Source organism: Blautia glucerasea (assembly GCF_013304385.1).
GTDB lineage: Bacteria > Bacillota > Clostridia > Lachnospirales > Lachnospiraceae > Blautia_A > Blautia_A ammoniilytica.
The window spans coordinates 20747-46437 of sequence record NZ_JAAITU010000029.1; the positions used below are offsets into that span (position 1 = coordinate 20747).

The 25691-nt window shown below is 44.4% G+C and carries 24 protein-coding genes; 4 read left to right on the forward strand and 20 right to left on the reverse strand.

Going from position 1 to position 25691, the window contains the following annotated elements; genetic code table 11:
- Positions 1–101: 101 nt before the first annotated feature.
- From G5B11_RS11715 to G5B11_RS11725, 3 genes are read right to left on the reverse strand one after another with little or no spacing between them, the layout of a single operon-like run.
- Positions 102–1094: a substrate-binding domain-containing protein gene (locus tag G5B11_RS11715; protein WP_173728319.1), complete on the reverse strand. Its 993-nt coding sequence runs from the start codon at positions 1092–1094 to the stop codon at positions 102–104.
- Positions 1081–2901, reverse strand: coding sequence for a cache domain-containing sensor histidine kinase (locus tag G5B11_RS11720; protein ID WP_173728321.1), 1821 nt, complete (start codon positions 2899–2901; stop codon positions 1081–1083). The genes G5B11_RS11715 and G5B11_RS11720 overlap by 14 nt, the downstream gene beginning before the upstream one ends.
- The gene (locus G5B11_RS11725) at positions 2898–4520 is read right to left on the reverse strand and encodes a response regulator (RefSeq protein ID WP_173728323.1); all 1623 of its coding nucleotides are present in this window, start codon (positions 4518–4520) and stop codon (positions 2898–2900) included. Before G5B11_RS11725 ends, G5B11_RS11720 begins: the two co-directional genes overlap by 4 nt.
- Before the next feature lie 218 nt (positions 4521–4738).
- On the opposite strand from G5B11_RS11725, the gene G5B11_RS11730 reads away from it, so the two are divergent.
- The 3 genes from G5B11_RS11730 to G5B11_RS11740 all read left to right on the forward strand — a co-directional run bounded on the left by G5B11_RS11730 (position 4739) and on the right by G5B11_RS11740 (position 8954).
- A complete protein-coding gene (locus tag G5B11_RS11730; RefSeq protein ID WP_173728324.1) occupies positions 4739–7840 on the forward strand; it encodes a leucine-rich repeat protein in 3102 nt (1033 codons plus the stop codon).
- Positions 7841–7943: 103 nt separating this feature from the next.
- Positions 7944–8336 carry a VOC family protein gene (locus G5B11_RS11735; RefSeq protein WP_158420056.1) on the forward strand — a complete coding sequence of 131 codons (393 nt, stop codon included), beginning with the start codon at positions 7944–7946 and terminating at the stop codon, positions 8334–8336.
- 174 nt (positions 8337–8510) lie between these two features.
- Complete coding sequence (locus tag G5B11_RS11740; protein ID WP_173728326.1) at positions 8511–8954, forward strand: RbsD/FucU family protein; 444 nt, start codon at positions 8511–8513, stop codon at positions 8952–8954.
- A 97-nt stretch (positions 8955–9051) separates the two neighbouring features.
- On the opposite strand, the gene G5B11_RS11745 is transcribed toward G5B11_RS11740, so the two are convergent.
- Positions 9052–10257: a hypothetical protein gene (locus G5B11_RS11745; RefSeq protein WP_173728328.1), complete on the reverse strand. Its 1206-nt coding sequence runs from the start codon at positions 10255–10257 to the stop codon at positions 9052–9054.
- Between the two features lie 267 nt (positions 10258–10524).
- Positions 10525–12321, reverse strand: coding sequence for an L-fucose isomerase (locus G5B11_RS11750; protein ID WP_158420053.1), 1797 nt, complete (start codon positions 12319–12321; stop codon positions 10525–10527).
- A 179-nt stretch (positions 12322–12500) separates the two neighbouring features.
- Here G5B11_RS11750 and G5B11_RS11755 point away from each other — a divergent pair, with 179 nt between their 5' ends.
- Complete coding sequence (locus tag G5B11_RS11755; RefSeq protein WP_244092997.1) at positions 12501–13361, forward strand: helix-turn-helix transcriptional regulator; 861 nt, start codon at positions 12501–12503, stop codon at positions 13359–13361.
- A 180-nt stretch (positions 13362–13541) separates the two neighbouring features.
- On the opposite strand, the gene G5B11_RS11760 is transcribed toward G5B11_RS11755, so the two are convergent.
- The 15 genes from G5B11_RS11760 to G5B11_RS11830 form a co-directional block, all read right to left on the reverse strand.
- Positions 13542–13715 carry a hypothetical protein gene (locus tag G5B11_RS11760; RefSeq protein ID WP_173728332.1) on the reverse strand — a complete coding sequence of 58 codons (174 nt, stop codon included), beginning with the start codon at positions 13713–13715 and terminating at the stop codon, positions 13542–13544.
- Positions 13716–13814: 99 nt separating this feature from the next.
- Positions 13815–14873, reverse strand: coding sequence for a cob(I)yrinic acid a,c-diamide adenosyltransferase (locus tag G5B11_RS11765; RefSeq protein ID WP_173728334.1), 1059 nt, complete (start codon positions 14871–14873; stop codon positions 13815–13817).
- Positions 14870–15232, reverse strand: a complete 363-nt coding sequence (locus G5B11_RS11770; RefSeq protein ID WP_158420050.1) for a glycerol dehydratase reactivase beta/small subunit family protein — start codon at positions 15230–15232, stop codon at positions 14870–14872. Before G5B11_RS11770 ends, G5B11_RS11765 begins: the two co-directional genes overlap by 4 nt.
- A 26-nt stretch (positions 15233–15258) precedes the next feature.
- Positions 15259–17082, reverse strand: a complete 1824-nt coding sequence (locus G5B11_RS11775; protein WP_173728336.1) for a diol dehydratase reactivase subunit alpha — start codon at positions 17080–17082, stop codon at positions 15259–15261.
- The gene (locus G5B11_RS11780) at positions 17079–17477 is read right to left on the reverse strand and encodes a diol dehydratase small subunit (protein WP_244092998.1); all 399 of its coding nucleotides are present in this window, start codon (positions 17475–17477) and stop codon (positions 17079–17081) included. Before G5B11_RS11780 ends, G5B11_RS11775 begins: the two co-directional genes overlap by 4 nt.
- A complete protein-coding gene (locus G5B11_RS11785) occupies positions 17474–18163 on the reverse strand; it encodes a propanediol/glycerol family dehydratase medium subunit (protein WP_173728338.1) in 690 nt (229 codons plus the stop codon). Before G5B11_RS11785 ends, G5B11_RS11780 begins: the two co-directional genes overlap by 4 nt.
- An 11-nt stretch (positions 18164–18174) precedes the next feature.
- Positions 18175–19839, reverse strand: a complete 1665-nt coding sequence (locus tag G5B11_RS11790; protein WP_158420047.1) for a propanediol/glycerol family dehydratase large subunit — start codon at positions 19837–19839, stop codon at positions 18175–18177.
- 178 nt (positions 19840–20017) lie between these two features.
- Positions 20018–21169, reverse strand: a complete 1152-nt coding sequence (locus tag G5B11_RS11795) for a 1-propanol dehydrogenase PduQ (RefSeq protein WP_158420046.1) — start codon at positions 21167–21169, stop codon at positions 20018–20020.
- A gap of 13 nt (positions 21170–21182) precedes the next feature.
- On the reverse strand, positions 21183–21962 hold the full coding sequence (locus tag G5B11_RS11800) for a DeoR/GlpR family DNA-binding transcription regulator (protein WP_158420045.1): 780 nt from the start codon (positions 21960–21962) through the stop codon (positions 21183–21185).
- A 33-nt stretch (positions 21963–21995) separates the two neighbouring features.
- Positions 21996–22544 (reverse strand): BMC domain-containing protein, encoded by a 549-nt coding sequence (locus tag G5B11_RS11805; RefSeq protein ID WP_158420044.1) that lies wholly within the window; start codon positions 22542–22544, stop codon positions 21996–21998.
- Positions 22545–22560: 16 nt separating this feature from the next.
- Entirely contained in the window at positions 22561–23889 is a 1329-nt protein-coding gene (locus G5B11_RS11810) for a 4Fe-4S dicluster domain-containing protein (RefSeq protein ID WP_173728340.1), read from the reverse strand.
- A 4-nt stretch (positions 23890–23893) separates the two neighbouring features.
- Complete coding sequence (locus G5B11_RS11815) at positions 23894–24160, reverse strand: EutN/CcmL family microcompartment protein (protein WP_158420042.1); 267 nt, start codon at positions 24158–24160, stop codon at positions 23894–23896.
- Positions 24161–24272: 112 nt separating this feature from the next.
- Positions 24273–24884, reverse strand: a complete 612-nt coding sequence (gene pduL, locus G5B11_RS11820; protein ID WP_416796795.1) for a phosphate propanoyltransferase — start codon at positions 24882–24884, stop codon at positions 24273–24275.
- 75 nt (positions 24885–24959) lie between these two features.
- Complete coding sequence (locus G5B11_RS11825; RefSeq protein ID WP_158420208.1) at positions 24960–25238, reverse strand: BMC domain-containing protein; 279 nt, start codon at positions 25236–25238, stop codon at positions 24960–24962.
- Between the two features lie 134 nt (positions 25239–25372).
- The gene (locus G5B11_RS11830) at positions 25373–25681 is read right to left on the reverse strand and encodes a BMC domain-containing protein (RefSeq protein WP_158420040.1); all 309 of its coding nucleotides are present in this window, start codon (positions 25679–25681) and stop codon (positions 25373–25375) included.
- Positions 25682–25691: the final 10 nt, after the last annotated feature.

Consider the following 25691-nt stretch of genomic DNA (forward strand, 5'->3'; position numbering starts at 1 on the left):
TATATTCTTGAAAAAGGTTAAAAATTTACGGTAAGGAATTTTTTTACCTTTTTTCCCAAATGCAAAAAGAGAACGGATCACTCCGCTCCCTTTTTTGATATTTATGTATTCTTTTTTGTATTAAATGGAAATAACAGCTTTTCCATCTCACTGTTGTACATGTTTTCCGGAGTGATCAGTTCACAGCCGGAATCAATGTTCTTTTCCTCCTTTTTCCCTTCCAAGTGAAGAATCGTTTCTTTTACTCCAAGATATCCCATCTTAAAAGCTTTCTGTACAACAAATGCTTTAAATACGCCCTGTTCCATCAGCTGCACTGCTTCCTGGGAACTGTCAATGCCAACTGTAGCGATCCGGTCCTTTGCTTCCGCCTCCTTCACCGCCCTGGCTGCACCTACAGAAGAATACTCATTCATGCCTGCGATCATCTTCAGATCCGGATACTTTTCCATCAGTTCCTTTGCCAGATTGTAAGATCTGTCAAAAAGAGAATTGCAGTACACCACTTCCACAATATTCTTCTCATAATCTCCCAGGCCTTCGCGGAATCCCTGCTCACGTTCCACAGCTGTGGAAACTCCTTTCACATGACTGATCACTGCAATCTTATCATCCTTGCCTATGATCGTCCTTGCATATTCCCCCAGCCTGCGCCCTGCTTCCACATTGTCTGTAGCTACAGTCAGATCCTGCAATTCCTCTGAGGTACAGGAATCAATATAGGTAATGCAAATACCTTTTTCTTTTGCTTTTTTCAGATCTTCATTGGCTGCACTACTGCTGGATGTGGAAAAAAGGATTCCATCCGGATTTTGTTCGATTGCTTTTTTAAGAAGCCTGATCTGCCCTTTTACATCCTGTTCATTTTTCGGTGCCATCACTTCCAGCTGTGCCCCGTATTCGCTGGCTGCCATCCTGGCCCCGGAAATAAGAGAAGACCAGAAATCACTGGTTCCGTCTTCGGTTTTGGGAATATAGATCAAAGACAATGGTGTGCTGCTTTTCTGCCTCTGCAGGATATAACCTGTAAAAAATCCAAGAAATATCAGGAAGCCGATCACACCCATGGCGATCCATTTTTTATATTTTTTCATGATCTGCCTCCTGTTTCATAGGAATCATATTCATAGGAATCACAATAGAAGCAGTGGTTCCTTCCCCTTGCCTGCTGCTGTATGTAATGCCGTAATCCATTCCATAATACAACTGAAGTCTTTTCTGTACATTATAGACTCCAACCCCATTTGACCGATAATTTACTTTGTGTTTTTCAAAAATATGGGACAAAGTCTGCTCATCCATGCCTGCTCCATTGTCCTTGATCTGGATCACTGCATTTTCCCCTTCCCTGTATCCTCTGACAATGAGAAGGCCTTTACCTTCTTTATATTTCAGTCCATGGTAGATCGCATTTTCAATCAAAGGCTGAAGCACCAGCTTAATGATAGGCACTCCCATGATCTGGGCATCAACCTGGATCTGAAACTCCAGTTTATCCTTGTAACGCATTTTCTGGATAGTCAGGTAGCTTCTTGCATATTCCACCTCCTGGCCAATAGGTACCTGTTCCTCTTCATTGCTGATACTCTGTCTGAGAAGCCTTGCCAGGGAAGCAGTCATAACCACTACTTCCTCATTTTTCTTCCCTTCTGCCATCCAGATGATAGAGTCCAGGGTATTGTACAGAAAATGTGGATTGATCTGGGACTGCAATGCCTTCAATTCACTTTTTCTTTTCTGCTGCTGCTCATAAATATTCTGCTTCATCAGTTCCTGGATCCTGCTGGTCATCACATTGAAGGATCTGGTCAGGCTGCCCACCTCATTCCGAGAGGTCACTTCTACTTCCGCTGCCCCGAAATCCCCTTCCTGTACCCTTGCCATAGAATCCCGAAGCTGCTGCAGCGGCCGGGTAATATTCCTTGAGATCAGATTGGAAAGAACCAATGCTGCGATCACCAGGATTGCCGCTACCAGCACATAAATGCTTCTGGCCTTTTTGCTGTCTTTCAAAAGCTCTGCCACATTGGTACAGCCAACTACAGTCCAGCCGGTTTTCTCAGACCGGGAAATCGTATAGATCTTGGCATTATCCCCACTTCCATCCATCAGTGTTTCCTTGTCTGTATTCATAACAAGATCGATATTTTCAGTCTGAAGCTCATTATAAAGCTGTTGCTGCTGGGGATGATAAACAACATTACCATCCTGGTCAAGAAGGAAAACGTATCCCTTGGAACCAATACTGTTCTGGTCGCACAATTCACTGATAGCACTGTAATTCAAGTCAATAAATACAACACCTTCTCTGTTGCCGCTTCCTGTAAAATTACGCACTCCGCGGCTTACTGTGATCACCCAGGGGCGTTCTCCCCTGATCACATGCTGCACATGAGACGAGGTAAGTACAGAACGGTTGCTGGTTATAGCATTTTTATACCATGCCTGGGTGTCAAGATCCAGATAAGCATTCTTCTGCTGGCCGCCATTATTAAAAAGCCGGTTCCCGTCTTTTTGGATCAGGCCAATGTTACGAATATCGCTGCGGCTTTTCAGGATCGTCCGAAACTGCTCTACCAGTCGCTGTCTGCATTCGGAAACCTGAAGTGTTTCTTCATCCTTATCATACAGAAATGATTGGGTGTCCCGGCTGCCTGAAACCATCGTTACAATATTGTCCATGTAATCAATATAGGAATCGATATTCTGGTTGGTCTGGCGCACAATCGTCCTGGTATAAACCACTGCATTATCAAATACAGAGGTTCTGGTAAAGCGCAGGGAAATTGCTACCACAATGACCACAGCACACAGCACCATCACAGATATAGCAGCAAAAAGTGCACTCCTTACACTTTTAAAATGCCGGAGCACATCCCTGTTTTTCTTTTTTTCTTTCATCGGCGTTTCTCCCGGGCATATTCGGTAGGCGTTTTCCCAGTCATTTTCTTAAAACAGATCCCGAAATAATGAGGATCTGCAAATCCTACCTTCTCTGCAATCTCATAGTTTTTCAGGGTCGTACTCTCCAGAAGCTCCATTGCCTTTTCAATCCGCAGCCGTCCCAGTACTTCGATAAATGTCTCACCTGTCAATTCTTTAAAAATAGTGGAAAAATAGCTGGTACTGATATTCAGATAAGAACATATCTGATTCAGATTCAGATCCGGCTGCATATAACGGGTCTTTATGTAGTCCATAGCCAGGGCCGCCTGTCTGTGTCCGCTGGAGCTATTCATCATCTGAAGTTCCTCAAAGGACTTTTTTGCATATTCTTCTACCAGTGTCACCGCTTCCTGGAAGGTGCGCTGTTCTGGTATTTTTGCCTGCAGTGACTCTCTTTGCTTTAATTCTTTTTTATGATCCCCGGTAACAGATCCAAGACAAAGGCCAATGGTACGTATGATCTGCTGCAAATAGCCACATGCCCGGGTTTTCCCCACCCTTGCCTTCTGAATAAGTTGTACAATCTGATCCAGATTGCTTTGTACCAGATCCCATTCTCCTGTTTTCATGCCTTCTGCCAGATCCTCCAGAAACACCTGAATGGAGAGTCCGCTTTCCTGTTCTTTTTCATCTTCCATATTAATAAGAAGATTACCTCCAAGAAGATATCTGCACTCAATCCCTTTCTGTGCCTGCTCATGGGAAAAATGCAATTCTGTCAGACTTCTCACCCAGCCACCGATGCCAACGGATACTCCCATGCCGATGGCCTCTCCGGCTTTCTCCTGGATTTCTTTACATACTGCCTGGATCCGGCTTTCAAATTCTTTATTCTTTTCACCAGTAAAAAGAACACAGACCCGGCTACTGCCTTCCTGGTATGCAATGCCTGCATTCTCACGGCTTACGATCTCATCACTGATATTGAAAAGCACAAAGGTCATCAGCTGGCTTTCCTGTCTCTGGTCTGCTTCAATCTGGAAGAGCTGGGAATAGGCATCCAGGTCAAGGATCGCTACCCTGTAGGACTGGGCATCCAGATGAATCCCCAGCCTTTCCAGCTGATAAAGGCTTTCCTGAATATCCCTGGTGCAGGACACAAGCCCCTCGATAGCTCCGAACCGGATCATCAGTGCGTTGTCCCGATAATCCTCAGAGGTACGAAGCAACGAATCCATCTGCTCCCTGGCCCCCCGCTTCTCATCAACCTTCTCTTTTACTCTGCCGATCACTTCCCGCAACTCCATAGCGGTAACAGGCTTAAGAAGATATTCACTCACCCCATACTGGATAGCCTTCTGGGCATATTCAAATTCTCCAAAACCGCTAAAAATCACAATAAAAATATCCGGATACTCTTCATGAAGAAACTTACTTAATTCCATGCCATCCATATAGGGCATACAAATATCTGTAAGAACAATATCCACCGGATGCTCTGTTACAAATTCCATAGCCTGCCTGCCATTCTCGCAATCTCCCACCAGCTGGCAGTCCATGGCTCCCCAATCAATATTCTCCCGGATAGCGTCTCTTACCAGGATCTCATCATCTACTAATAAAATACGATACATTATTTTTCCTGTTTGTAAAAGCACCTTATACATTCCCCAATCTTCTGCCCGCCGGTACTTTTTACGATCTCCCTCTCCAATTCTTTTCTAATATAGTATCATATTCGCCCCTTTATTACAACGGAACTCCTGAATTTTGCACAAAAAGCATTCCTATTTTCAGCTGTGGGTGGTATAATCTGAATAGTCAAATATCATTTTCAAGGGAGGAAATTAGTTTGAAAAGAAAAAACATTGCCATCCTTCTGGCTGCTGCCATGGTCTGCACTCCTGCAGGTCCGGTCTGGGGTACAGAAGAAGCTTATACAGATGATGCCAGTCTTTTTGAAGAAGCTTCCAATAATTTTTCTAATAGCATTTCCGATGACATGTTTCAGGATGTAACAGATGAATCTTTAGACAATACAGATGCTTCTGACGAATCAGAAAATGCAGACTTCCAGGATGTGGCTTCTGCAGACTCCACGGACCTGGATACACCGATAGATATAGCCCATGAATCTTCCGTAGGAACAGATGTTTTCGGTGCAGATGCAGACGATGTTTCACTTTTTTCGGATGGGGACCCATCTCTTAAGAATGAGGATGTGACAGCAAGTACCAGTATCCAGGCTGCTTTTGACATAGATACAGGGATCCTGACTCTTTCCGGTACAGGCAGTACAGGAGACTTCAGCCAGAATGTGCGTCCTTCCTGGGACTGCTATCGTGACCAGGCTACACAGATCCAGATCACTTCAGGGATCACCCAGATTGGATCCGCTGCTTTTTACGGATTTTCTAAAGTAACTTCTGTATCCCTTCCGGATACATTGGAAGGGATCAGTGATGGTGCCTTTGCAGAATGTACCTCCCTGACTTCTGTTTCTTTGCCAGATTCAATTGCAAGGATTGGTAATTTTGCTTTTCAGGCAACCCAGATCACTTCCCTGACTCTTCCTGCTTCTCTGACCACGCTTTCTGACAAAATGCTTTTTGGCTGCGAATGGCTGCAGGAGCTGCTTGTTTCCCCGGAGAATCCTTCTTATCAGAGCGTGGACGGTGTTGTTTTCACAAAAGACATGACCACTTTATGTCTTTACCCACCTGCCCGCTCAGCGCAAAGCTACCAGGTACCTGATTCGGTAAAGACCATTGGCGTGTATGCTTTTTATGCAGCCAATCTGCAGACTGTGGATCTGAACCAGGTATCCAGGCTTGGACTTGCCAGCTTTTATAAAAGCCGCCTGACCTCCATCAGGATCCCTGATACCTTAACGGAAATGGGAACCAGTGCTTTTTCCAGCTGCGGACAGCTGGCAGATGTTACCATCGGCAACGGATTGACCCAGATTCCTACCCAGTGCTTCCAATATTGCGGCAGTCTTTCCAGCATAATATTCGGTACAGGGATCCGCGAATTCGGCAACAACAGTTTCAGCTATTGCAATTCCCTGGAACGGATCCAGATCCCGGAGGGTGTTACCTTGATCCCTAACGGATGCTTCGGACAATCTGCTTCCCTGAAAGCAGTGGTATTTCCTTCTTCTCTGAAGGAGATCCGGTATCAGGCATTTATGGGTTGCCCTTCTCTTAATCAGATTACGCTTCCGGAGGGCCTGATTTCTATTGGTAGATATGCATTTTATAATACAGGCATCACCTCCGTGATTCTGCCCTATGCCTCTGTAACAGTAGGTGACCATGCTTTTCCGGATACAGCCTCTGTATCTATTCGTCCAGATACCCGGGTGAACCCTGCAGATGAACTTCTGAAAACAGCCAGCAGGGTTCCCATTAATATTACTTATGATTATGAAAGTGCGTCCCAGCTGGTTGCCCTTGTAAATCAACAGCGTTCAGCCAAAGGCCTTTCCCCGCTTACCATGGACACAGCTCTGTTGGATGCAGCCATGAAGCGTGCCGGTGAGCTTTCGGTGCTTTATTCCCATACACGGCCTATTGGTGTTTCCGGACTTACAGCCTGCCTGGATGCTTCTTACGAAAGCATTTCTGCAGGACAGGGAACCGCTTCTGAAGCATTGGCAGTGTGGATGAACGGAGATGATCAGGCAGGTATTTTTAATGCCGATTACACGGCTGCAGGTGTTGGAGCCATCACTGCCGGAGGTGTAAGCTATTGGGTACTCCTTTACGGAAAGCAGGTTACCACTCCCGCTGATATGAACGCTTATACCAGCAGTACTGTTTCTGCAGAAATACCCTTTATTTCTTCATCCGGTATCCCGTTTAAATTTTATGCAACCGGCAATATGAAGCTTGGCCTTAGCGAAAGAAAAGAAGTTGAGTTTTTTATTGACAATGGCTTTTCCCATGTACAGATCTCTCCATCTGCCCTTACTTTCGCAAGCGCCAGCCCCTCTGTGTGCAGAGTATCCTCCAGCGGGATCCTGACCCCCAAGCGTGCCGGAAAAGCCAGGATCACCATAACCCTGAAGGGGGACTCCCAGGTCACCACTGCTTTGACCGTTACAGTGGATTCGCGTCTGCGTACCCCGAAGATCCATACTGTGAAGGCTACAAGTTCCCGTTCCCTTCGGATCATGTGGGACAAGATTCCTGGTGCCGCTTCTTATACTCTCTATTACAAAGAGGGTAATGTCAAATCATGGAAAGTCCTTCAAAAAGGCATCAAACGAAATGGTTACAATCACCGTTATTTAACGCCTGGAACCACTTATACCTACACAGTACGTGCTGTTTCCAAAACAGGAACCAGCCGATATGATTCGAAGGGAAAGAAAGGAATCCCTAAAGCCATTGCACCAGCCTTAAAAAAAGTATCTTCTCTTTCTGCAAACAGGAATCTGATTTCCTGGAAAAAGGTAGCCGATGCAGATGGATACCGTATTTACATTAAAAAAGGAAAACGCTGGAAATTATTAGGTTCCACAGATGCCAGCACCACTTCCTTTATCCATATAAGCTCACGCTCCTTCCCGGTTGCTCCCGGAAAAATAAACACGTATACAGTAAGAGCTTTTACAAACACAGGCAACCGACAGGTGCTTGGCTCCTATCTTACCTCCGGCATCACGGCTGCCACTCCTCTGTCCAGAGTAACACTGAGAATCCCCAAGTCTGTTTCCCAGGGGATCCGCCTCAGCTGGAAACGGTGCAGCGGTGCTACAGGCTATGTGATCTACCGCTATGAAAATGAAGGCTGGAAAAAGGTGGGAGTAAGCCGCAGTCTTACCTATACAGATACAAAAGCTGTAAAAGGCAGCACTTATCGTTACAGGGTACGTGCTTACAGCCGTTCCGGTCAAAATGTTGTATACGGCCGCAGCTCCAGCACCAAATCCGTAAAACATATATAAGATATCACCTCACATCTCTTCTAAGAATATCTCGTCATTTTGGCTATCTGATGTGGGGCATGTAACATATAACAAAATTGAAATGCGAAAGGAGATTTATAACATGCAAATCAAAGATTATGCTACCGGTATTCAGCACATCGGCATTCCTACAACCGACATGGCAGAAACCCTTTTATTCTACTCAGAGCTTGGATTTGAAATTGCCTTTTCCACAACAATGGAGGATACCGGTAAGTCTGTAAACTTTTTAAAACTTGGTGATCTTGTAATTGAAGCCTATGAGTGTGATTCTACGTCTATGTCTTACGGTGCTATAGAGCATATTGCCATTAATGTTACAGATATTGAAGCTGTATACAACCTGGTATGCAGACATGACCTTAACACCTTAAATGACCAGATCCATTTCCTGCCTTTCTGGGACAATGGAGTGAAGTTTTTTACCATTGAAGGCCCCAATAAAGAAAAAGTTGAGTTCAGCCAATTTCTTTAAATAAGCTGCGAATATTTCCAATGTTACGGTTGCTTGTGTTTTTTGCAGATTTTCCGTAGAGCAGTTCACAGTAACTTTTCCGTAACTATTTCATCTTTTTCAGTAAAATATTGCCTTGCAATCTCTTCTGTCTCCATGTACTCTATAAAAAAAGAACAGAAGGGAGAGCAAACAATGTTATTGGGAGTTCCTGAAATTTTATCACCTGAATTATTAAAGGTATTATGTGAAATGGGTCATAGCGACCGTCTTGTAATTGCAGACGGTAATTTTCCTGTAGAATCTATGGGTAAAAATGCAGTGATCGTACGGTGCGATGGCCATGGTGTACCTGAGATCCTGGATGCCATTCTTACTATGATCCCACTGGATACTTATGTAGATCATCCGGTTAATCTGATGGAAGTCATGCCAGGAGATCAGGTGGCTACACCTATCTGGAATACTTATAAAGAAATTGTTACCAAGCATGATTCCCGTGGTGCTTCTGCTGTGGGCAATATTGAACGGTTTGCATTTTATGAAGAAGCCAAAACTGCTTATTGCATTATTGCAACAAGTGAAAAGGCTGTATATGCCAACGTAATGCTTCAGAAAGGCGTTGTAATCAACAAATAATCTTTCATTACAAAGTTATTTCATAGTACATAAAAAACGGCCATATATCCTCCTGTTTCATCAGAAAGATATATGGCCGTTCTTTTTGTGTTCTGATTTAATTTTTCTTGTTCTTTTTCATAAGAACCACTACTATGATCAACCCTATCACTACAGCTGCCAAAAGTATCCATAAAGCCAAATTACCAATCCCTTTTTCAGCCTTTGTTTCCTGGGAAGAAGCTTCCTTTGCCATCGCATCCTTCTCAGCAGAAGCTTTATCCGTTGGTGTAACTGCCTCCTCTGTAGGTGTCACCGCCTCTTCGGTAGGTGTTACTGCTTCCTCTGTAGGTGTTACTGTCTCTGATTCCTTTGTTGGCGTAGCTTCAGGCCTCTTAGTAGGTGTAGCCTCTGGTTCCTTTGTTGGTGTAGCTTCCGGCTTCTCTGTAGATGTAGCCTCTGGCTTCTCTGTTGGTGTTGCTTCCGGCTTCTTAGTCGGTGTAGCCTCTGGCTTCTTAGTAGGTGTTGCTTCCGGCTTCTTAGTCGGTGTAACCTCTGGTTCCTTTGTTGGTGTGACTTCCGGCTTCTCTGTAGGTGTAGCCTGTGCCTTCTTTGCAGGTGCAGCTTTCGACTTCTTTACAGAGGCTGCCTCCGGCTCCTTTGTTGGTGTAGCTTTCTCAGTTGGATTTACATTCTCAATAATCTCTATCCCATCTGCGTCCTCTCCCTTGGAGTCTTCGCCTTTGGCCTGATGAATATTTACCCAACCTTCCAATCCTTCATAGTCCGTCTTTCCCCATAGGCCATCCTCGCCTGTATCTGCCTCTGCTGTAATATGCAGCACCTGTCCATTTGGTATCTGGTCTGCGCCGGACACTGTGTCATACTTCTCTCCAGGGCCATGGTACAAAGCAACGCTGCCATCTTTTGCTGCAACCGTAAGGTCATAATCTGCATCCTTACCACCATATAAATAATACTCAGACTGTACAGCCTGTGAACGGGTAACCGGCTTCAGATCATCTGTAGGAACAAATCCATACATGCCATGATATTTGGTATAACCCCATATACGCTTATCTTCTGTTTGCTTTTCACCTTCTATATGAAGGGCTGTCCCATTAGGAATCAGCTGATCATTCAGCTTCTGGCTAGAAAGATCCGGCTCAGCATATATATCAATACCGCCTTCTTTACTTTCCACGATCATATAATAATCTGTGGGATAATCTATACTCTGTGTATTACCTGCATCTGCCCATACTGTAATGGTAAACAGAACAGTAAACACAGCTCCCAAAAATCCTTTTAGAATATTCTTCATATGGTTCTTCCATTCCCTTTCTTTCTGCTAATGCAACTGTCCATTTCCCTCATAAGATACATCGATTGGAAAATTGCCTATTATTTTTTATTCTATCATTTCCATGGAAAGTTTCAATCTTTTTTTGTCATTTTTTGCAGAAAAAACGCCTGACCATCCATACAGACGGTCAGGCAGGTGAATACTACTATTTATAAAGTCAGGATACAGGATGCAGTCTACGATACCTGCAAATTACTTCTTATCTGTACTCCCACACTCATCCCATTATTTGTATAATGGTCCGTAATTCTTGCATGCACGGTAATCAGCGCCTTCTTTATCCATACCGAAAGCATTCCATGCTGCCGGACGGAAGATCTGATCTTCAGATACATTGTGCATACATACAGGAATACGAAGCATGGAGCACATAGTGATCAGGTCTGCACCAATATGTCCATAGGAAATTGCGCCATGGTTAGCACCCCAGTTGTTCATAACGTCGTATGCAGATTTGAATGCGCCCTCTTTGCCATCGCATCTTGGTACGAACCAAGTACATGGCCATGTATAATCTGTACGTTTCCAAAGAGTATCAGATACATCCTCAGGAAGCTCTACAGTCCATCCCTCTGCAATCTGAAGAACCGGTCCAAGACCCTTTACAAGGTTCAAGCGGATCATTGTTGCAGGCATGGTTGCCTTTGTAACAAATCTGGAGGAGAATCCGCCGCCACGGAAATATCCGTTATCAGCTGCATTCCATGTAGTAGCAGCCATGATTGCTTTCTGATCTTCCTCAGTAACATTCCACCACTCTTTCATGACTGGTGTGCCGTTCTCATCTTTTGCCTCTCCGCTTGCATCCAGACAGCATGCACCGGAATTGATCAGGTGGATCAGACCGCCATTTTCTTTAACCAGGCCTTCTGCATCATAACCTGTCACACGCTTGATCGCGCTTGGGCTCCAGAAAGTACGTACATCCGCAAACATCTGTGCACGTCCTGTCAAAAGTTTCATAAACATCATTCCAAGACCATTCAGAACATCATTCTCTGTAGCAAGGATGTATGGCTCTCTTGCTCCATTCCAGTCAAAAGATGTATTAAGGACTGCCTCTGCAAAGTCTCCATTGGGGTAGAAGTCTGTCCACTGTCTCTGTCCCTGGAATCCAGCTCCAAGTGCATTATGGCCAATCGCTTCTTCAGAGAATTTCGGATCCAGCTTATCGCATCCGTTCATCAGCTCCTGAACGATAACTGCCATCTTAACAACAAATTCAAACTGCTCTTCTTTCTGTTCTTCTGTCATCTGCAGTTCCGGTGGGTTCTTATCAAATCCGATGGTACATGTTTCTTTTGCCCATTTCAGAGCCTTCTCAAACTCTTCGTGATCATAAATACCTTCTGTCATACGACGGATGATCTCTACCTCATCCACAGACTCTACACGCATTCCAAGGTAGGACTCGATGAAATCAGAGTCAATAATGGAACCGCCGATACCCATACAGATAGAACCGATCTGCAGCCAGGATTTACCTCTCATAGAAGCAACTGCAACTGCTGCACGTCCGAATCTAAGCATTTTTTCTTTAACATCTTCAGGCATCTCCATGTCATCTGCATCCAGAACCTCATGTCCGTAAATACCAAATGCAGGAAGTCCTTTCTGTGCATGTGTAGCAAGAACAGATGCCAGATATACAGCTCCCGGTCTTTCTGTTGCATTAAAGCCCCAGACTGCCTTAATAGTCTGTGGATCCATATCCATTGTCTCAGAACCGTAGCACCAGCATGGAGTAACAGTAAGGGTAATGTCTACGCCCTCTCTTCTGAATTTATCAGCACATGCTGCTGATTCACCAACTCGTCCGATGGTAGAATCTGCGATTACAACCTTTACCGGCTCGCCATTGGAATATTTCAGATTTTCTTCAAATAATTTTGCAGCAGCCTTTGCCATTCCCATGGTCTGTTCTTCCAGAGAACCTCTTACGTCCAGAGTGCCTCGTCTGCCGTCAATCGTAGGACGGATACCGATTACTGGATATTCACCGATCAGTCTGCTCTTTGCCATAATATTAAATACCTCCCATAATAAAATTTAGAATGTGTATCTGTCTTAGTCTATCCCCTGACAGATACATATGTACAACCTTCTCTGATTTTCATTATACCGTTGTGTGCACATTATTACTTGTGTTATAATAGCAAATAATAGCATAATATTCACTTTTTCTATTTTAATGAAAGGAGATGTATTTTTTGCACGGATTGGATCAGAATGAAGACCGGCCAAGAGGTACGTATCAGTTTCCTTTTGAATTTCATCACATTGACAGCAGCCACCCACGCTATGAAATGTCTTATCATTGGCATGTAGAATACGAGATCATGCGAATCCTGCGCGGAAGCCTTACTGTCACTTTAGATGAAAAAAGCTTTACTGCACAAGCAGGTGATGTTATTTTTGTCAACAGTGGTATTCTTCACAGTGGCATACCAGACAATGACTGTGTATATGAGTGTATTGTTTTTGACATTAATACATTTATCAAGCAAAACACCCTGTGTGGAGAATACATCCAGAAGATTGCCCATCAGGAATTAATGGTATATCATCATTTTACAGGAAAATACCCGGATATTGTAGATACTGTGAACGATATCTTTCAGGCTATCCTGGAAAAAAGCATAGGATATGAAATGACAGTTATTGGACAATTTTATCATTTTTTCGGACTTGTTTTTGGTAAACAATTATATCTTGACCGGATTTCCAAAACAAGACGTGACTATAAGAGACTTCAGCAGCTGAAGCAGGTGGTCGAATTTATTGAACAGAATTATTCCAGTCCTCTAACCCTGCAGCAGCTTTCTGCCTCTGTTTCCATGTCCCCAAAATATTTCTGCAGATTTTTTTCCGAAATGACCCACCAGACCCCGATGGACTACCTGAACAGACAGCGGATTGAGGAGGCCTGCTACCAGCTTTCCACCACAGATGACTCCATTACTGAGATTGCCTATCGGACAGGCTTTAATGATTTAAGCTATTTTATCCGTACCTTCCGTAAATACAAAGGTACCACGCCAGGAAAATATAAAAAAATATAGACAAAACCGGAAGTCTTCACTGTTTATCAGCCTGACTTCCGGTTTTTAGACAAAAAAATAAAAAGATGGGAGATTTTCGCTGTTCAGAACTGACAGCAGACATGTTTTTTACTTATTCCCTCTTTCGTTTCCTCCATTCTATCAAAGCATCTGCCAGAATACAACCAAAAGAAAACCCTCTCATTTTGCATATTTTGACAGGTTGCACCTGTTTTCCCTTCTGATCCTGTCTTTTTTTCCAACATAAAGATATATTTCACCGAAAGTTTGCAGGATGTTTATATCCACCCTATTTTTATTTCCATCAAAAAAAGACATCTTACATGAAAAAAAACGCAGGTCTGTTTCCTTCATAAAATAAAATGTCTTTTCTAAAATTTCAAGTCGAACGCACGTGAGGCTTGATGCACAGTTCTAAAGATGGCTGCCCAAAACTGCACCATCACAACTTTATCATAGTACCTGATCCAGAATGCTCAGTCCATACTCTGCCAGAGAATGGTCTTCCTCTCCAGTGCCGCCGCTAACACCCAATCCTCCGATAATAGTATCCCCTACTTTCAGGGGTACACCACCGCCAAAGATCACAATCTTCCCATTGTCCATTTTATCCAGTCCATAGAAAGTCCCTCCTGGCTGGGCAAGTGCTGAGAGTTCCATTGTTGTCATTTTAACAGCTACAGAAGTATATGCCTTTTTGATAGCTACATCAAAGCTTACCAGAAATGCGCCATCCATCACATGAACTGCAATGGGATTCCCATCCGGACCACAGACGGCGATCACAGCCTTCTTTCCTCTTCGCTGTGCCTCCTGCTCTATGGCTTCGATCAGCCTTTTGGCACTGTCCAAAGTGATCTTTCCCTGTATTCCCATTCTTTTCAAAACTTCCTGTATCACAGCCTCACTGACTGGCATTTCCTTCTGTCCCATAATACTTCCTCTGTTCTGCAAATTTTTCTTATCTGCAAATTCTTCTTTTCCTGATGCACTATCTTTTGAATGTCCCATTTCTCTGGCATCTATATACCTTGCCAGTACATAAAGATAATCTGCCAGACGATTCATATATTTTTTTGCACCATTGTCTGCCCCGAATTTCACACTGACAGCAGCCAACACCCGTTCTCCCCGCCTGGCCACAGTACGTGCCACATCCGTCTCTGCTGAAAGACGGCTGGCACCTGGAAGAATAAACTTCTTTGGTCTGTCAAACAAACCTTCCAGCCGATCAATTTCTGCTTCCAGAAAACTGGTTTCCTCATCACTGATCCGATAATCCCGTTTATAAGGATCGGCGATCCCAGCCATTAAAGTGATCAGTGTAGACTGGATCTTTTCCAGATTCTGTATCATGTCCGGATCCGTTAACATGGATTTTACCAGACCAATGTGACTGGTCAGCTCATCAATGGTGCCAACCAGCTGAATCCTGTCATCTGACTTTGACACATTTTTTGTATGTACAAGACTTGTTGTCCCTTTGTCTCCGCCTTTCGTATAAATATTCATAACAGTGATTCCTCCATTTTTCCGGTTATTACAGATTTAAAGGGCATCTTCTTTACAGCCCTTGCGCTATTGGCTCCCAAATTACGACACTGCCAGAATCTGGGACAATTCAATTCAAAAACATTTTTCCCTTTAGGAAGATGCTGCATCTGCATGGCAAGCTTGCTACCTGTGATCCCGATCCCACAGCCTAGCATAGAGACAGCTGCTGCTTCAAAAGCCAGTGTATCCAGATCTCCCTGACGGCTGTATATACGATATAATACGCCTTCTTCTTCGATCCCGGCACAGACTTCCTTCAGATAATCCTCATCCGGCCTGCAGGTATACAAGATGATTTCCGGCCTGTTCACAACCATTGCCTCTTCTCCTTCCTGTTCTTACTTTACCCTTGGTGTTTCTCCCCAAGATAGGACATCAAAAGTCCTGTTGCTACTGCATTTCTTGGACCTTCTGTCCCTCTGATATTTCCTCGTCCGCATACGATCCTATATTCCGAAAGAGCCGCCATCAGCATCTCTGGTATCTCAAAATCCTCTGCTGAACCGCCAACTAAAACCACATTGGGTATATTTTTAAGGTCATTCCCCGGTGCTATTGTCCTAAGTGCACGAATCGCATTTCTCACAAATACCTTTTTCTTGGCATCCTGCCGCACCTCTAGGATACGTTCCATAGGAAGGTCTTCTTCAATCTTCAGCATCTCGCCTGGTGCAAGCAAAACCACATGACCAAAATATCTTGGATCTATGGATTCCGGGAAGAACTGCATAGCTCCATTTTCCAAACGCATATGAAACAGACTTTCCACCTTTCCCATAGGATACTTCTTGATCTGTTCTGCTGTAACCCGGCTGCCAAGACCAAGTTCTGTCTGTATCAGCATGGAAACCAGTTCACCGGCACCTGCCTGATGGGTAGTCCTTACAGAACCATCCGGTTCAAGGACAGCTGCATCTGTAGATCCTCCTCCCATATCCAGAATTACCAGCGGAAGCCTGGTACCAGGTGTAGTCATTGCACCAAGGGAAGCCATCACTGCCTCCACCCCGGCAACTGATGCCTTTACGTGGAGTTCTTCCTCTAATCTGTCTGCGATCTGCTGCATAGGCAGATGCTGGGTCTTTACCATAGCTGCAATGCCAACCGCCTTCTCCATACAGGTTTCTCCAGCCAGAGATCCGCTGATCTCTACAGGCGCCAGGGTGTCCACAGCCAGGATGTCTGTGATCCGTATCTCATCTCCTTTGCTGCCAGCTACCTCAGCCATACCATTCTTGATCCGCTTCAACATATTTCCCACATTGGTATTATCCTGCCCTGTAATATCCTGGATCTCCCCTGCCTGGGCAACTGCTTCCATGATCACATCTGCACCTGCATCAATATTCACCTGCAGATCTTTCTCCCCTTTTAAATGGATCTCCCCTGCCGGCAAAATATTCTCTCTCATATTTCCATGAGGTGTGCGGATCACTACTGCACTTCTTTTTCCCACAAGGCTTTTGGCAATAGGGGTAATGGCTTTTGTTTCCTGTGCATCCAGCCCGAGAAGGGTTGCGATCCCATAAGGGTTGGAAAGCATCCTGACAGATGTACCTGGCAAGGCAACCTCAATAGCAGCCAGCTTTCCTTCTGGAATCCTGGTGATATGTTTCACTTCATCCACAATGGGCATCTTGCGGTTCAATCTATTTTCCACAAGTACAGCCTCATCTGCCTGAAGGATCAGTCCTCGGATATCCAGTTCCGGCAGAAACTGGTTCAGCCTGGCGGCTGCTTCTTCATATGAAAATCTGTTGGACACAGCTACTATATAGGCTACTCCTGCCTCGCCCTTCCATAAATTCTCAAGAAATATCAGACGGCCGACCGCCTCTCCTGCACCTGCTGGTGTAGAAGGATTATGTCCAATCATGGAAGACTCTGTGATGATCGTCTCTGTAATGGTTTCCATTGCAGTATCCCCGATCACAGGTGCAGCCTCATTCAAACGAATAAGGGAAAGCCGCTCCACAGGCTCATGGATCCGCTCCATTGCTTCTGTAAGAGCTGCCTTGATCCCGTGAACATTAGGCAATGTTCCCTTGGTACCCGTGGTCATCCTGGAAGCACTGGAAAGAAAGCGAAATCTGCCATTGTCTTCTATCGTCCCAATACATACTTCAGTTGTGGAATTTCCTATATCAACACCAGCAATCAGTTTCAAAGAAGAATTCCCCTTTTTTCATATATTTCTGCCGCTTCCAGTACAAGCTTTGCACAATGAGGCGCCTGGTATTTTTCCAGAAGCTCCTGTGCCATCAGCACCAGTTCCTTTTTCGAAGAACGATTAGGTCGCAGCTTGTTGTACATATCTAAAATCACATCATCCGGAACATTCACCAATTCTGACGCTCTCTCAAAATTTGCAGTCATTTGAGGATTATCTGCTTCTTGGGCTACTTTTCCCTGACGTTTCAGCATTTCAGATGAAATCTTAATGTCTTCAGCTGTTACATTTCCTTTTTTAACTTCTTCCAGAGTGATCTCATTCAACTTTTTCCCTGTCTTAGAAGTTATGGTATCTGCTTCATTTTGTCCAAGAGGATAATTACTCATCATACTCCCTCCCAACTGATCATCCCTTTTTCCGGATCCAGCTGTTCTGTCTCCACAATATGCATCAGAGCTGCCTTTACCTGATATTTGGCACGCACCATAGGGTCATTGGTACATTCAATAGGTGTTACTTTCTCCCCTTTTGCATATTTGGCAGCATTTCTGCCAATCTTCCTGTAAGTATCCAATGACATAAGCGGTGCCTGCGGAAATAGTTCCAGATTAGATAAGGGATATAGATCCTTTTGATGGATCACAGTGGTACCTTTTGACTGGATCCCTATACCAATCCCTGAACCGGAAAGCTTGGCAGCCTGAAGTGCCATAAATCCAACGTCTGAAGTGTCCAGAACCTTTACAACTCTGGAAACCATGCCTTCTTCCTCAATCCCAGCCTGTACATTCTGCAAAACCTGATCTAAAGGAATCCCACAGATCGTAGAGCGAATCTCTGTCTGAAAAGCAGCTCCCACACCGATTACGATCTCTTTTGGATCAGTACCCTGTTCTGCTTTTACAGCGCCCTTATAAGAATGCTTTGGCTTCATCCGTGTTCTTCCGGCAAGTTTATAGCCTTCTTTGTTGTTTGTTGTATCTCTTACTGTATCCAAGTGGAGCTGCCCGTTTTTCTGCAACTGTTCCACTACTGCTGCAGTAACAGCACGTATCAGTTGTTCATCTATTTTCATAACACAGCCTCCTAAAATTCGTCTACATTGATCCTATGAGGAATGGCTTTGATTTCTTCCCAACGCTCTCCTGTTACACGATAACCGGTTCCCGGTCCCATATAATCATTAGGTGTATTAACCCCGGACATTACCTGAAAATGTTCATCCAGGATAGCAGCTGTGTGCATATAATCACCAATCACTCTTTGCTTCAGCATGTTCAGGATACTTTGCGCCAGTTCCTCAAATCCGCTTTCTGCCAATGCTTTCACCACATCAATCCCTGTGATCCCACGCTTCATCAGATCATCCGCTGCCATAATATCTGCCGCAGAATCTCTGTTCAATGTATCTTTACTTCCATGTGCATAGGTAACTGCTTCCACCTGTTCATCGGTAATCTCAGTAAGCCCCAGGTATTTAAATACTGCCTGAACTGCCTTTCCTGCAGTGCGGCGTACACGGATCACTTCATCCTCAGTAACCGGCCTGAGCCCGCCATCCACCTGCATATCTCTTTGCATTACATTGTAATCATCAAAATCCTCTGCATCAAAATTGGAGCCTGCAAACATATTATCGTAATTTGGCTCAGCTGCGTAACCTGAAAAAATAAAATCCGTTCCAGGCATAAACTGAAGCATAGTTCTTGCTGTCCTTCTCATGTCTGAGTTAGAAAAGCTTTGGTCATTGGAAGATGCACATTCCAGTCCCAAAAGTGCTGCCACAAGATTTTCTCCCATAACCTCACGGATACCAGCCGGAACGCCGGCCGCAACACCAATACAGCTTACAGAACCATTCTGGATTCCCTGGGAACCAGCGCCTTTGGTTACATAAAGGCATCTGCATTCCAGATAAAGCATGGATTTCTGTTCACTGCTTCCCATCAATACTTCGGAGCCTGCACCTGAAGTAAATCTGACTTTTAGACCTCTGGAGGCATAAGCTGAATTAAGAAATGCCTTTGAATAAGGAGTATCATCCCCATCAATAAAGACTTTCTCGGTTCCATATACAGACAATGTCTCTGCGTAGGTAGTAAACCCACGAATCCCCAGTTCCAACTCTGTGGCCTCTTCTGCAGAGCACTGGGTCAGAACTCCCTTCTTGCCAGCCTGTGAGCCAATCAGAAGTGCTATGGCATTAAAAGGCGCATATCTTGCCACACCCATGGTGGTTTCTTCTTCCCTGAATCCACGAAGTGCACCTTCAGCAGCATCTGCTGCAATCTGCACCGGATCGTCCTTCAGATTTGTAATATGTGCCTGATTGCCTGGCACCTTTCTTGCACGCATTTTCTGCATGCCCATCATCATTTCCACCACGTTCAGATGATTGATCACTTCTGCCATTTTTGCAGGTGTGATCCCTGATACGATCGAAAGGATTTCTTTTCTGGATACGGAAATATCTACGATCTTCCGTGCGATCTCAAGAGAAGGCACCGCCATGGACGCTTCTGCCCGATCCACCCGAATTGCATAATCTGCAATGAACTGATCCAGAAAATCAAAATCTCCTCTTTTCTTTCCGTCCAGTTCTGTAATCATTCCATTCTCTACCTTTACCGATGGTTTGGGATCGTAAGGACTGTGCATTGCCACAAATCCCATCTCCGGCCACTCATCAATAAAACCATCCAGATTTACTGCCCGCTTGTCTAAAGCTTCTATTCTTTTTGATCTTTTCATAGTATCTACCTTTTCTAATAAAAAGACTTTTTAAGTGATACGTCCCTGCATTCCGCATAACAGAAACGTATATGTTCATTAGTTAAGCGGATATCCGTGACCCGCCCGGCTAATTAATTAGGTTCAAAACTGTATATATTTACAGGACAGTTATGGAACTGTCCTGCTGCTTGCTCATTTAAAAAGACCAGAGTTTTGTATAGATCTTTACGATGTCTTCTTTGGTAGGAACTCTTGGATTAGTAGCTGTACATGCATCGGCCAAAGCTGCCTCGGCCATCCGGTCGATTGCTGCAAAATAAACATCCGGTGTGATCGTTTTCATTTCCTGAATGGTCAACGGTATGTTCATCTCTTTTTGCATAAACTGGATCCAGTTCACAAGAGAACGTACACTCATCACTTTATTATAATTGCTTAGTCCAAGGACGTGTGCAATATTAGAATACCGCTTCACAGCCGGAAGATATTCCTTCTGGCTCTTGCTGTGTTTATTGATATTTGCATTGAACTCCACAATATGGGGAAGAAGCATTGCATTCGCCCTTCCATGGGGAATATGGAACATAGCACCTAGCTGATGTGCCATACTGTGGGTAATCCCCAGTCCTGCCGTGTTAAAGGAAAGCCCTGCAAGGCAGGAAGCTACATGCATCTTCTGACGTGCATGCATATCATTGCCATCCAGATAAGCACGAAGTAAGAATACACCACATATCTCAATTGCCTTCTCAGCCAATGCTGCTGAAAATTCATTGTGATCCGTGCTTACATAAGACTCCAGTGCATGGGTAAATACATCCATTCCTGTATCTGCTGTTACAGAAGCAGGTACACTGCGAACCAGTTCTGCATCCAGGATGGCCTCATCTGCCGTAAGGCTGTCAGATACAAGCGGGTATTTTACCTGGGCATCTGTATCATTTACAACTGCAAAGGAAGTCACCTCTGAGCCAGTCCCACTTGTGGTAGGAATGGCAATCAGGCCTACCTTTCCATAATTATTGATCTTTAAAGCGAATTCACGGATGGCTTTGGAGGAATCAATGGCAGATCCGCCGCCCACAGCAATCACTGCTTCTGGCTGATACTCCAGAAACTTTTTCACTCCTTCAGCAATCTTCCCTATTGGTGCATCCGGTACTACATCTGTAAAAAGATCATACTGTATCCCTCCGCTTTTCAGTGGTGCTGTGATCAGATCAATCATATCCCCATTTGCAATAAAAGGATCTGTAATGATCAGCACTCTTTTATAAGGAATCACCTTCAGCCGCTCCAGTGAATTATCACCAAAATGGATCACTGTTTTCATTTCAAATGTTTTCATAACCACATGCTCCTTATTCTTCTGATTCGCAGGATGGGTACAGGCACTTTATATCCCATTCATCAAAAAGCTGCATCCACTCATCAGCTGGTCTTACATCTGTCACCACAATATCCACATCTTTAAAAGAACCTGCTATGCAAAAAGCTGACTGGTCAAATTTGCCATTATCCAGCACAAGAATCTTCTTTCTTCCCGAAGCAATCATTGCACGCTTGGCACAGCCAAATGCTTCCTGGGATTCCATGATCCCTCTATTTCGATCCAGTGCTTTGCAAGAAAAAATAGCAGTATCCACATAATAAGACCTGAAAGCTTCATCGGTCTTTGAACCAAGAAATGCCAGATATCCTTCTTTCATCGTCCCACCAGTAGACAGGATGTTCCAGCCTGACACATCAGTCAATTCCAGGAGGATTTCCATGGAATTAGTTAAAAGAGTGAGTTTCTCTTTACTTTTCAATGCTTTTGCAATAAATACATCTGTAGTACTGGCATCCATAGAGATTGTCTCTCCCTCATGGATCAGGGAGGCTACAATCTCTGCCATTCTCTGTTTGCCAATCACATTCTGATTCTTACGGATGTTAAAAGGCAGATCAATACTTACATTCTCATTGATCACCGCACCACCGTAGCTTTTAATGGCAAGCCCTTCTTTTTCAAGCTTATCCAGATCACGGCGTATGGTTTCCTCAGAGACGTTATAAAGCTGGCTGAGTTCGCTGACCACAACCCGCTTTTCTTCCTGCAGTTTTGTTAAAATCAAGTTCCGTCTCTCTAATGCGAGCATTAATCTGCCTCCTTTTTCTTTTTTTGTTGTAAATTACAAGATACTGTCGATCATTCTCCTGTCCGGATGTGCAATAACGGAGGAATCAAGGTACATTCCCTTTTCCGCAACAAGTTCCTTTGCTCTCTGGATAGATGCTTCCACAGCAGAAACCTCTCCTGTGATCATCATATAGGACTTTCCGCACATACCTTTAGCAATACGAAGTTCGATCAGATCTACGATAGCTGTCTTAGCAGCCTGGTCAGCAGCTTCAATAATGGAGGCTGCGTCATAAGTTTCAAGTATTCCCAGGGCACTGATTTCTTCCACCTGTGTGGTACCGTAAATAGCCGGGAAAATAGATTCATGAGGATTGCCAAGGACAAAACTGTCAATACATTTATCCTCATAAGTAGTTACTGCTGTCTCAACAGCAGCTTTTACTGCGCTCAGATCTCCGGTTATAATTGCAATATATTTGCCCGGACATACGGTCTGTGCCTCCACGATCTCCACTTCCGATGTTTTTACCATAGCATCTGCAGCGGTTACACCTGTGGATGTGGTTTTAAATTCAATCATCCCGATTGCTTTGCTCATGTTCTGTCCGTCCTTTCTACATCTTTGCAATTACAATATAACGGTCTGTTACTTCTGTTACTTTACCTGTGATCGATGCATGGATCCCTACACTTAAACCATTTGCAGGTGCTCCGATCATCTGACCCCTCTCAACCTGATCTCCTGCCTTTACAATTGCCTGGGCAGGGGCTCCGATATGCTGGCTTAAAAGGATTCGAACTTTTGGTACAGGTACGAGAGTTTCATCCAGTGGTGCATTCTTATCATATCTGGTAAGTCCAAGCCTTGCCATCAATCTTTCTTCAGGCACCTTACGATACTCTCTGGATTCTTTTACCGGCACCGGCTGAACCCCCTGCGGAGGTCTGATCCCGGCATTACGTAACCCGCCTTTCATGTCTGCCAGCAAAGTCCTTGGTGCCAGACTCTGTGGACATGCATACATTTCACAAACACCGCAGGAACTGCAGAAACTTGCATTTATGTATGGATTCAGATCCTGAAAATCATGATTGGATGCTGCTCTCATAAAGCGTGCCGGATCAATCGGATGTCCCAGATTATTTCTCGGGCACAGATCCGTACAGGTATTACACTGGCAGCAAATTGATGCTGCTCTTTTCAAATCTATAGAAGAAGTCCTCTGCTTCTTCTGCACGATCAGATGATCCTTAGGCAGGATCAGGATCGCATTTGTCGTCTTTGTCACCGGATCAGAATGCTGCCCAATACGTCCCATCATCGGTCCGCCAACAAAATATACCGGATCTTTTACTGTAATACCGCCTGCCTGCTCCACTACCTCTTCCAGTGTACAGCCAAGAGGAACTCTTACAGTTACTGGTTTATTTACCTCTGCAACAACAGATACATATTTGTCTGTTACAGGTTTTCCTGACTCTACAGCCCTGTATACGTTATACAAAGTCTCTACATTAAAAACGGCCACACCCTGCTCAATAGGAAGTCCGCCAGGTCTTACGACTCTGCCGGTAGCTTCATAAATCAGCACTACCTCGTCTCCCATAGGATAAACTTCGTCCAGAAGATGAATCCTCATTCCCGGAAATTCTTCAATATGCTGCTTCAAAGCATTTACCGTCTGTGTATAGGACCTTTTGATCCCGATAATCGCTTCTGACGCTCCCACAGTCTCTGCAACCATATGGAAGGTCTTCATGATCTCATATGCGTGCTTCTCTAATAACTGTCTGTGTAATTTCAGTAATGGCTCGCACTCTGCACAGTTCATGAGAATCGTATCCGCTTTATCGGTCAGTTTCATGTATGTAGGAAATCCGGCACCGCCGGCACCAACTACACCATTCTCTTGAATAATTTTCTGTAACTCTTTAATTTCCATGGCGTTACTCCAATCCCGCACCATCGTCTACAATACCTACAATAGCTGCATCCACCGGTGCTGTTTCTACGCCGCAGCCGATTCTTGCTGCGCTTCCCTGTGCCACCAATACATATTCTCCGATCCCTGCACCGATAATATCAATGGCAACGATCTGACTGAGGTCACCTTTCATATGATGGACAGGCTCAACGATCATAAATTTATTGCCTACCAGTTTTTCACTTTTCCGTGTAGAAACCACACTGCCAACTACTTTGCCTATAATCATATGAACCTCCAGTGTTCTAAATCCACCTGCAGGAACTGTCCAAGTATCCTGTTGGATCCCTGTGGAACAGTCCCTGCAGGAGAAAAACTATTATTGCGTTCTTTACCAGATCTTACTTGATAATCGTTACGGTATTACCAGTAGCGATCTGTGCCGCATTCGCCTCATCTGTATCGATGTGCATCTCTAATGTAAAGCTGTCATCCACACGGATCTTAACATGATTGAAAATCGTTCCACGTTCATTGTCTGCTTTTACAGAAACAATGTCACCGTCCCTGACTCCTGCTGCCTGAGCATCCTTTGGAGACATATGTATATGACGCATTGCCACAATACATCCCTCTTTCAGATAGATGGCACCTTTAGGTCCAACAATAGCAATAGGGGCACTGCCCTTCACATCACCGGACTCTCTTACAGGCACCTTCATGCCAAGCTTAATAGCATCTGTGGCAGAAACCTCTACCTGAGATGCTTTCCGCACAGGTCCAAGAATACGTACATTCTCAATCGCACGAAGCTTCAATCCAACAATTGTCACTGTTTCATTAGAAGCAAACTGTCCGCCCATCAGCTCTTTTTTCTTTGTAAGCTGATATCCTGAACCAAACAGTGCCTCTACATGTTCCTGTGTCAGGTGGATGTGTCTTGCAGAAACTCCGATAGGCACCATAAAACCATTGCCTTTTTCTTCTTTTTTATTGATTGCATTGATCACCATTTTCGTGATCAGCTCAATGTTATTGGTTTCCAAGATTGCACCCGCTTTCTTTCCGATTGTATTCTATCCTGTGGATTATTTTAAAACCGGAAGGATCTTTTCTACATCGTTATGTGGTCTTGGGATCACGTGTGTAGCAACCAGTTCACCAAGTCTGGATGCTGCTGCGCTTCCTGCCTCAACAGCAGATTTAACAGCTCCTACATCGCCACGAACCATAACTGTTACCAGTCCGGATCCGATCTTCTCTGTTCCAACAAGTGCAACATTTGCTGCTTTGCACATCTGGTCAGCTGCCTCAATTGATGCTGTAAGTCCTCTGGTTTCAACCATTCCTAATGCTTCCTGTGTCATTCTTTTTTCCTCCTTATGATCTGTCTGTGATCTTTCTACAGGTTCTTTTTTGATTGTTGTTTTCGCCGTTCTTCTCCTGGGAGCGGCAGCCTTTTTCGGGGCTTCATTTTCCGCTGTATTTTTCTCGTCAGCCATTATTCATCCCCCTGTACTTCAGATTTTTTCCATCGGCTCGCGCTTAATTCCACTATCTTGACAATCTCTTCATGGGGGCGGGCGATCACTGCATAACTGACCGGTTTCTTGATAGCCTTTGCTACAGCAGTCTCTACCGCCTCTGTTACAGCCGCCACATCGCCTTCTACGATGATCGTCACCAGTCGTCCGCCCAGCTTGCGTTCCCATGACGCCAGCTGAACATCTGCGGTTTTACACATAATGTCCAGGGCATCCATAGCCGCCACAACACCTGTGATTTCGATAAAGCCATATGATTTATTCATGAGCGAACTC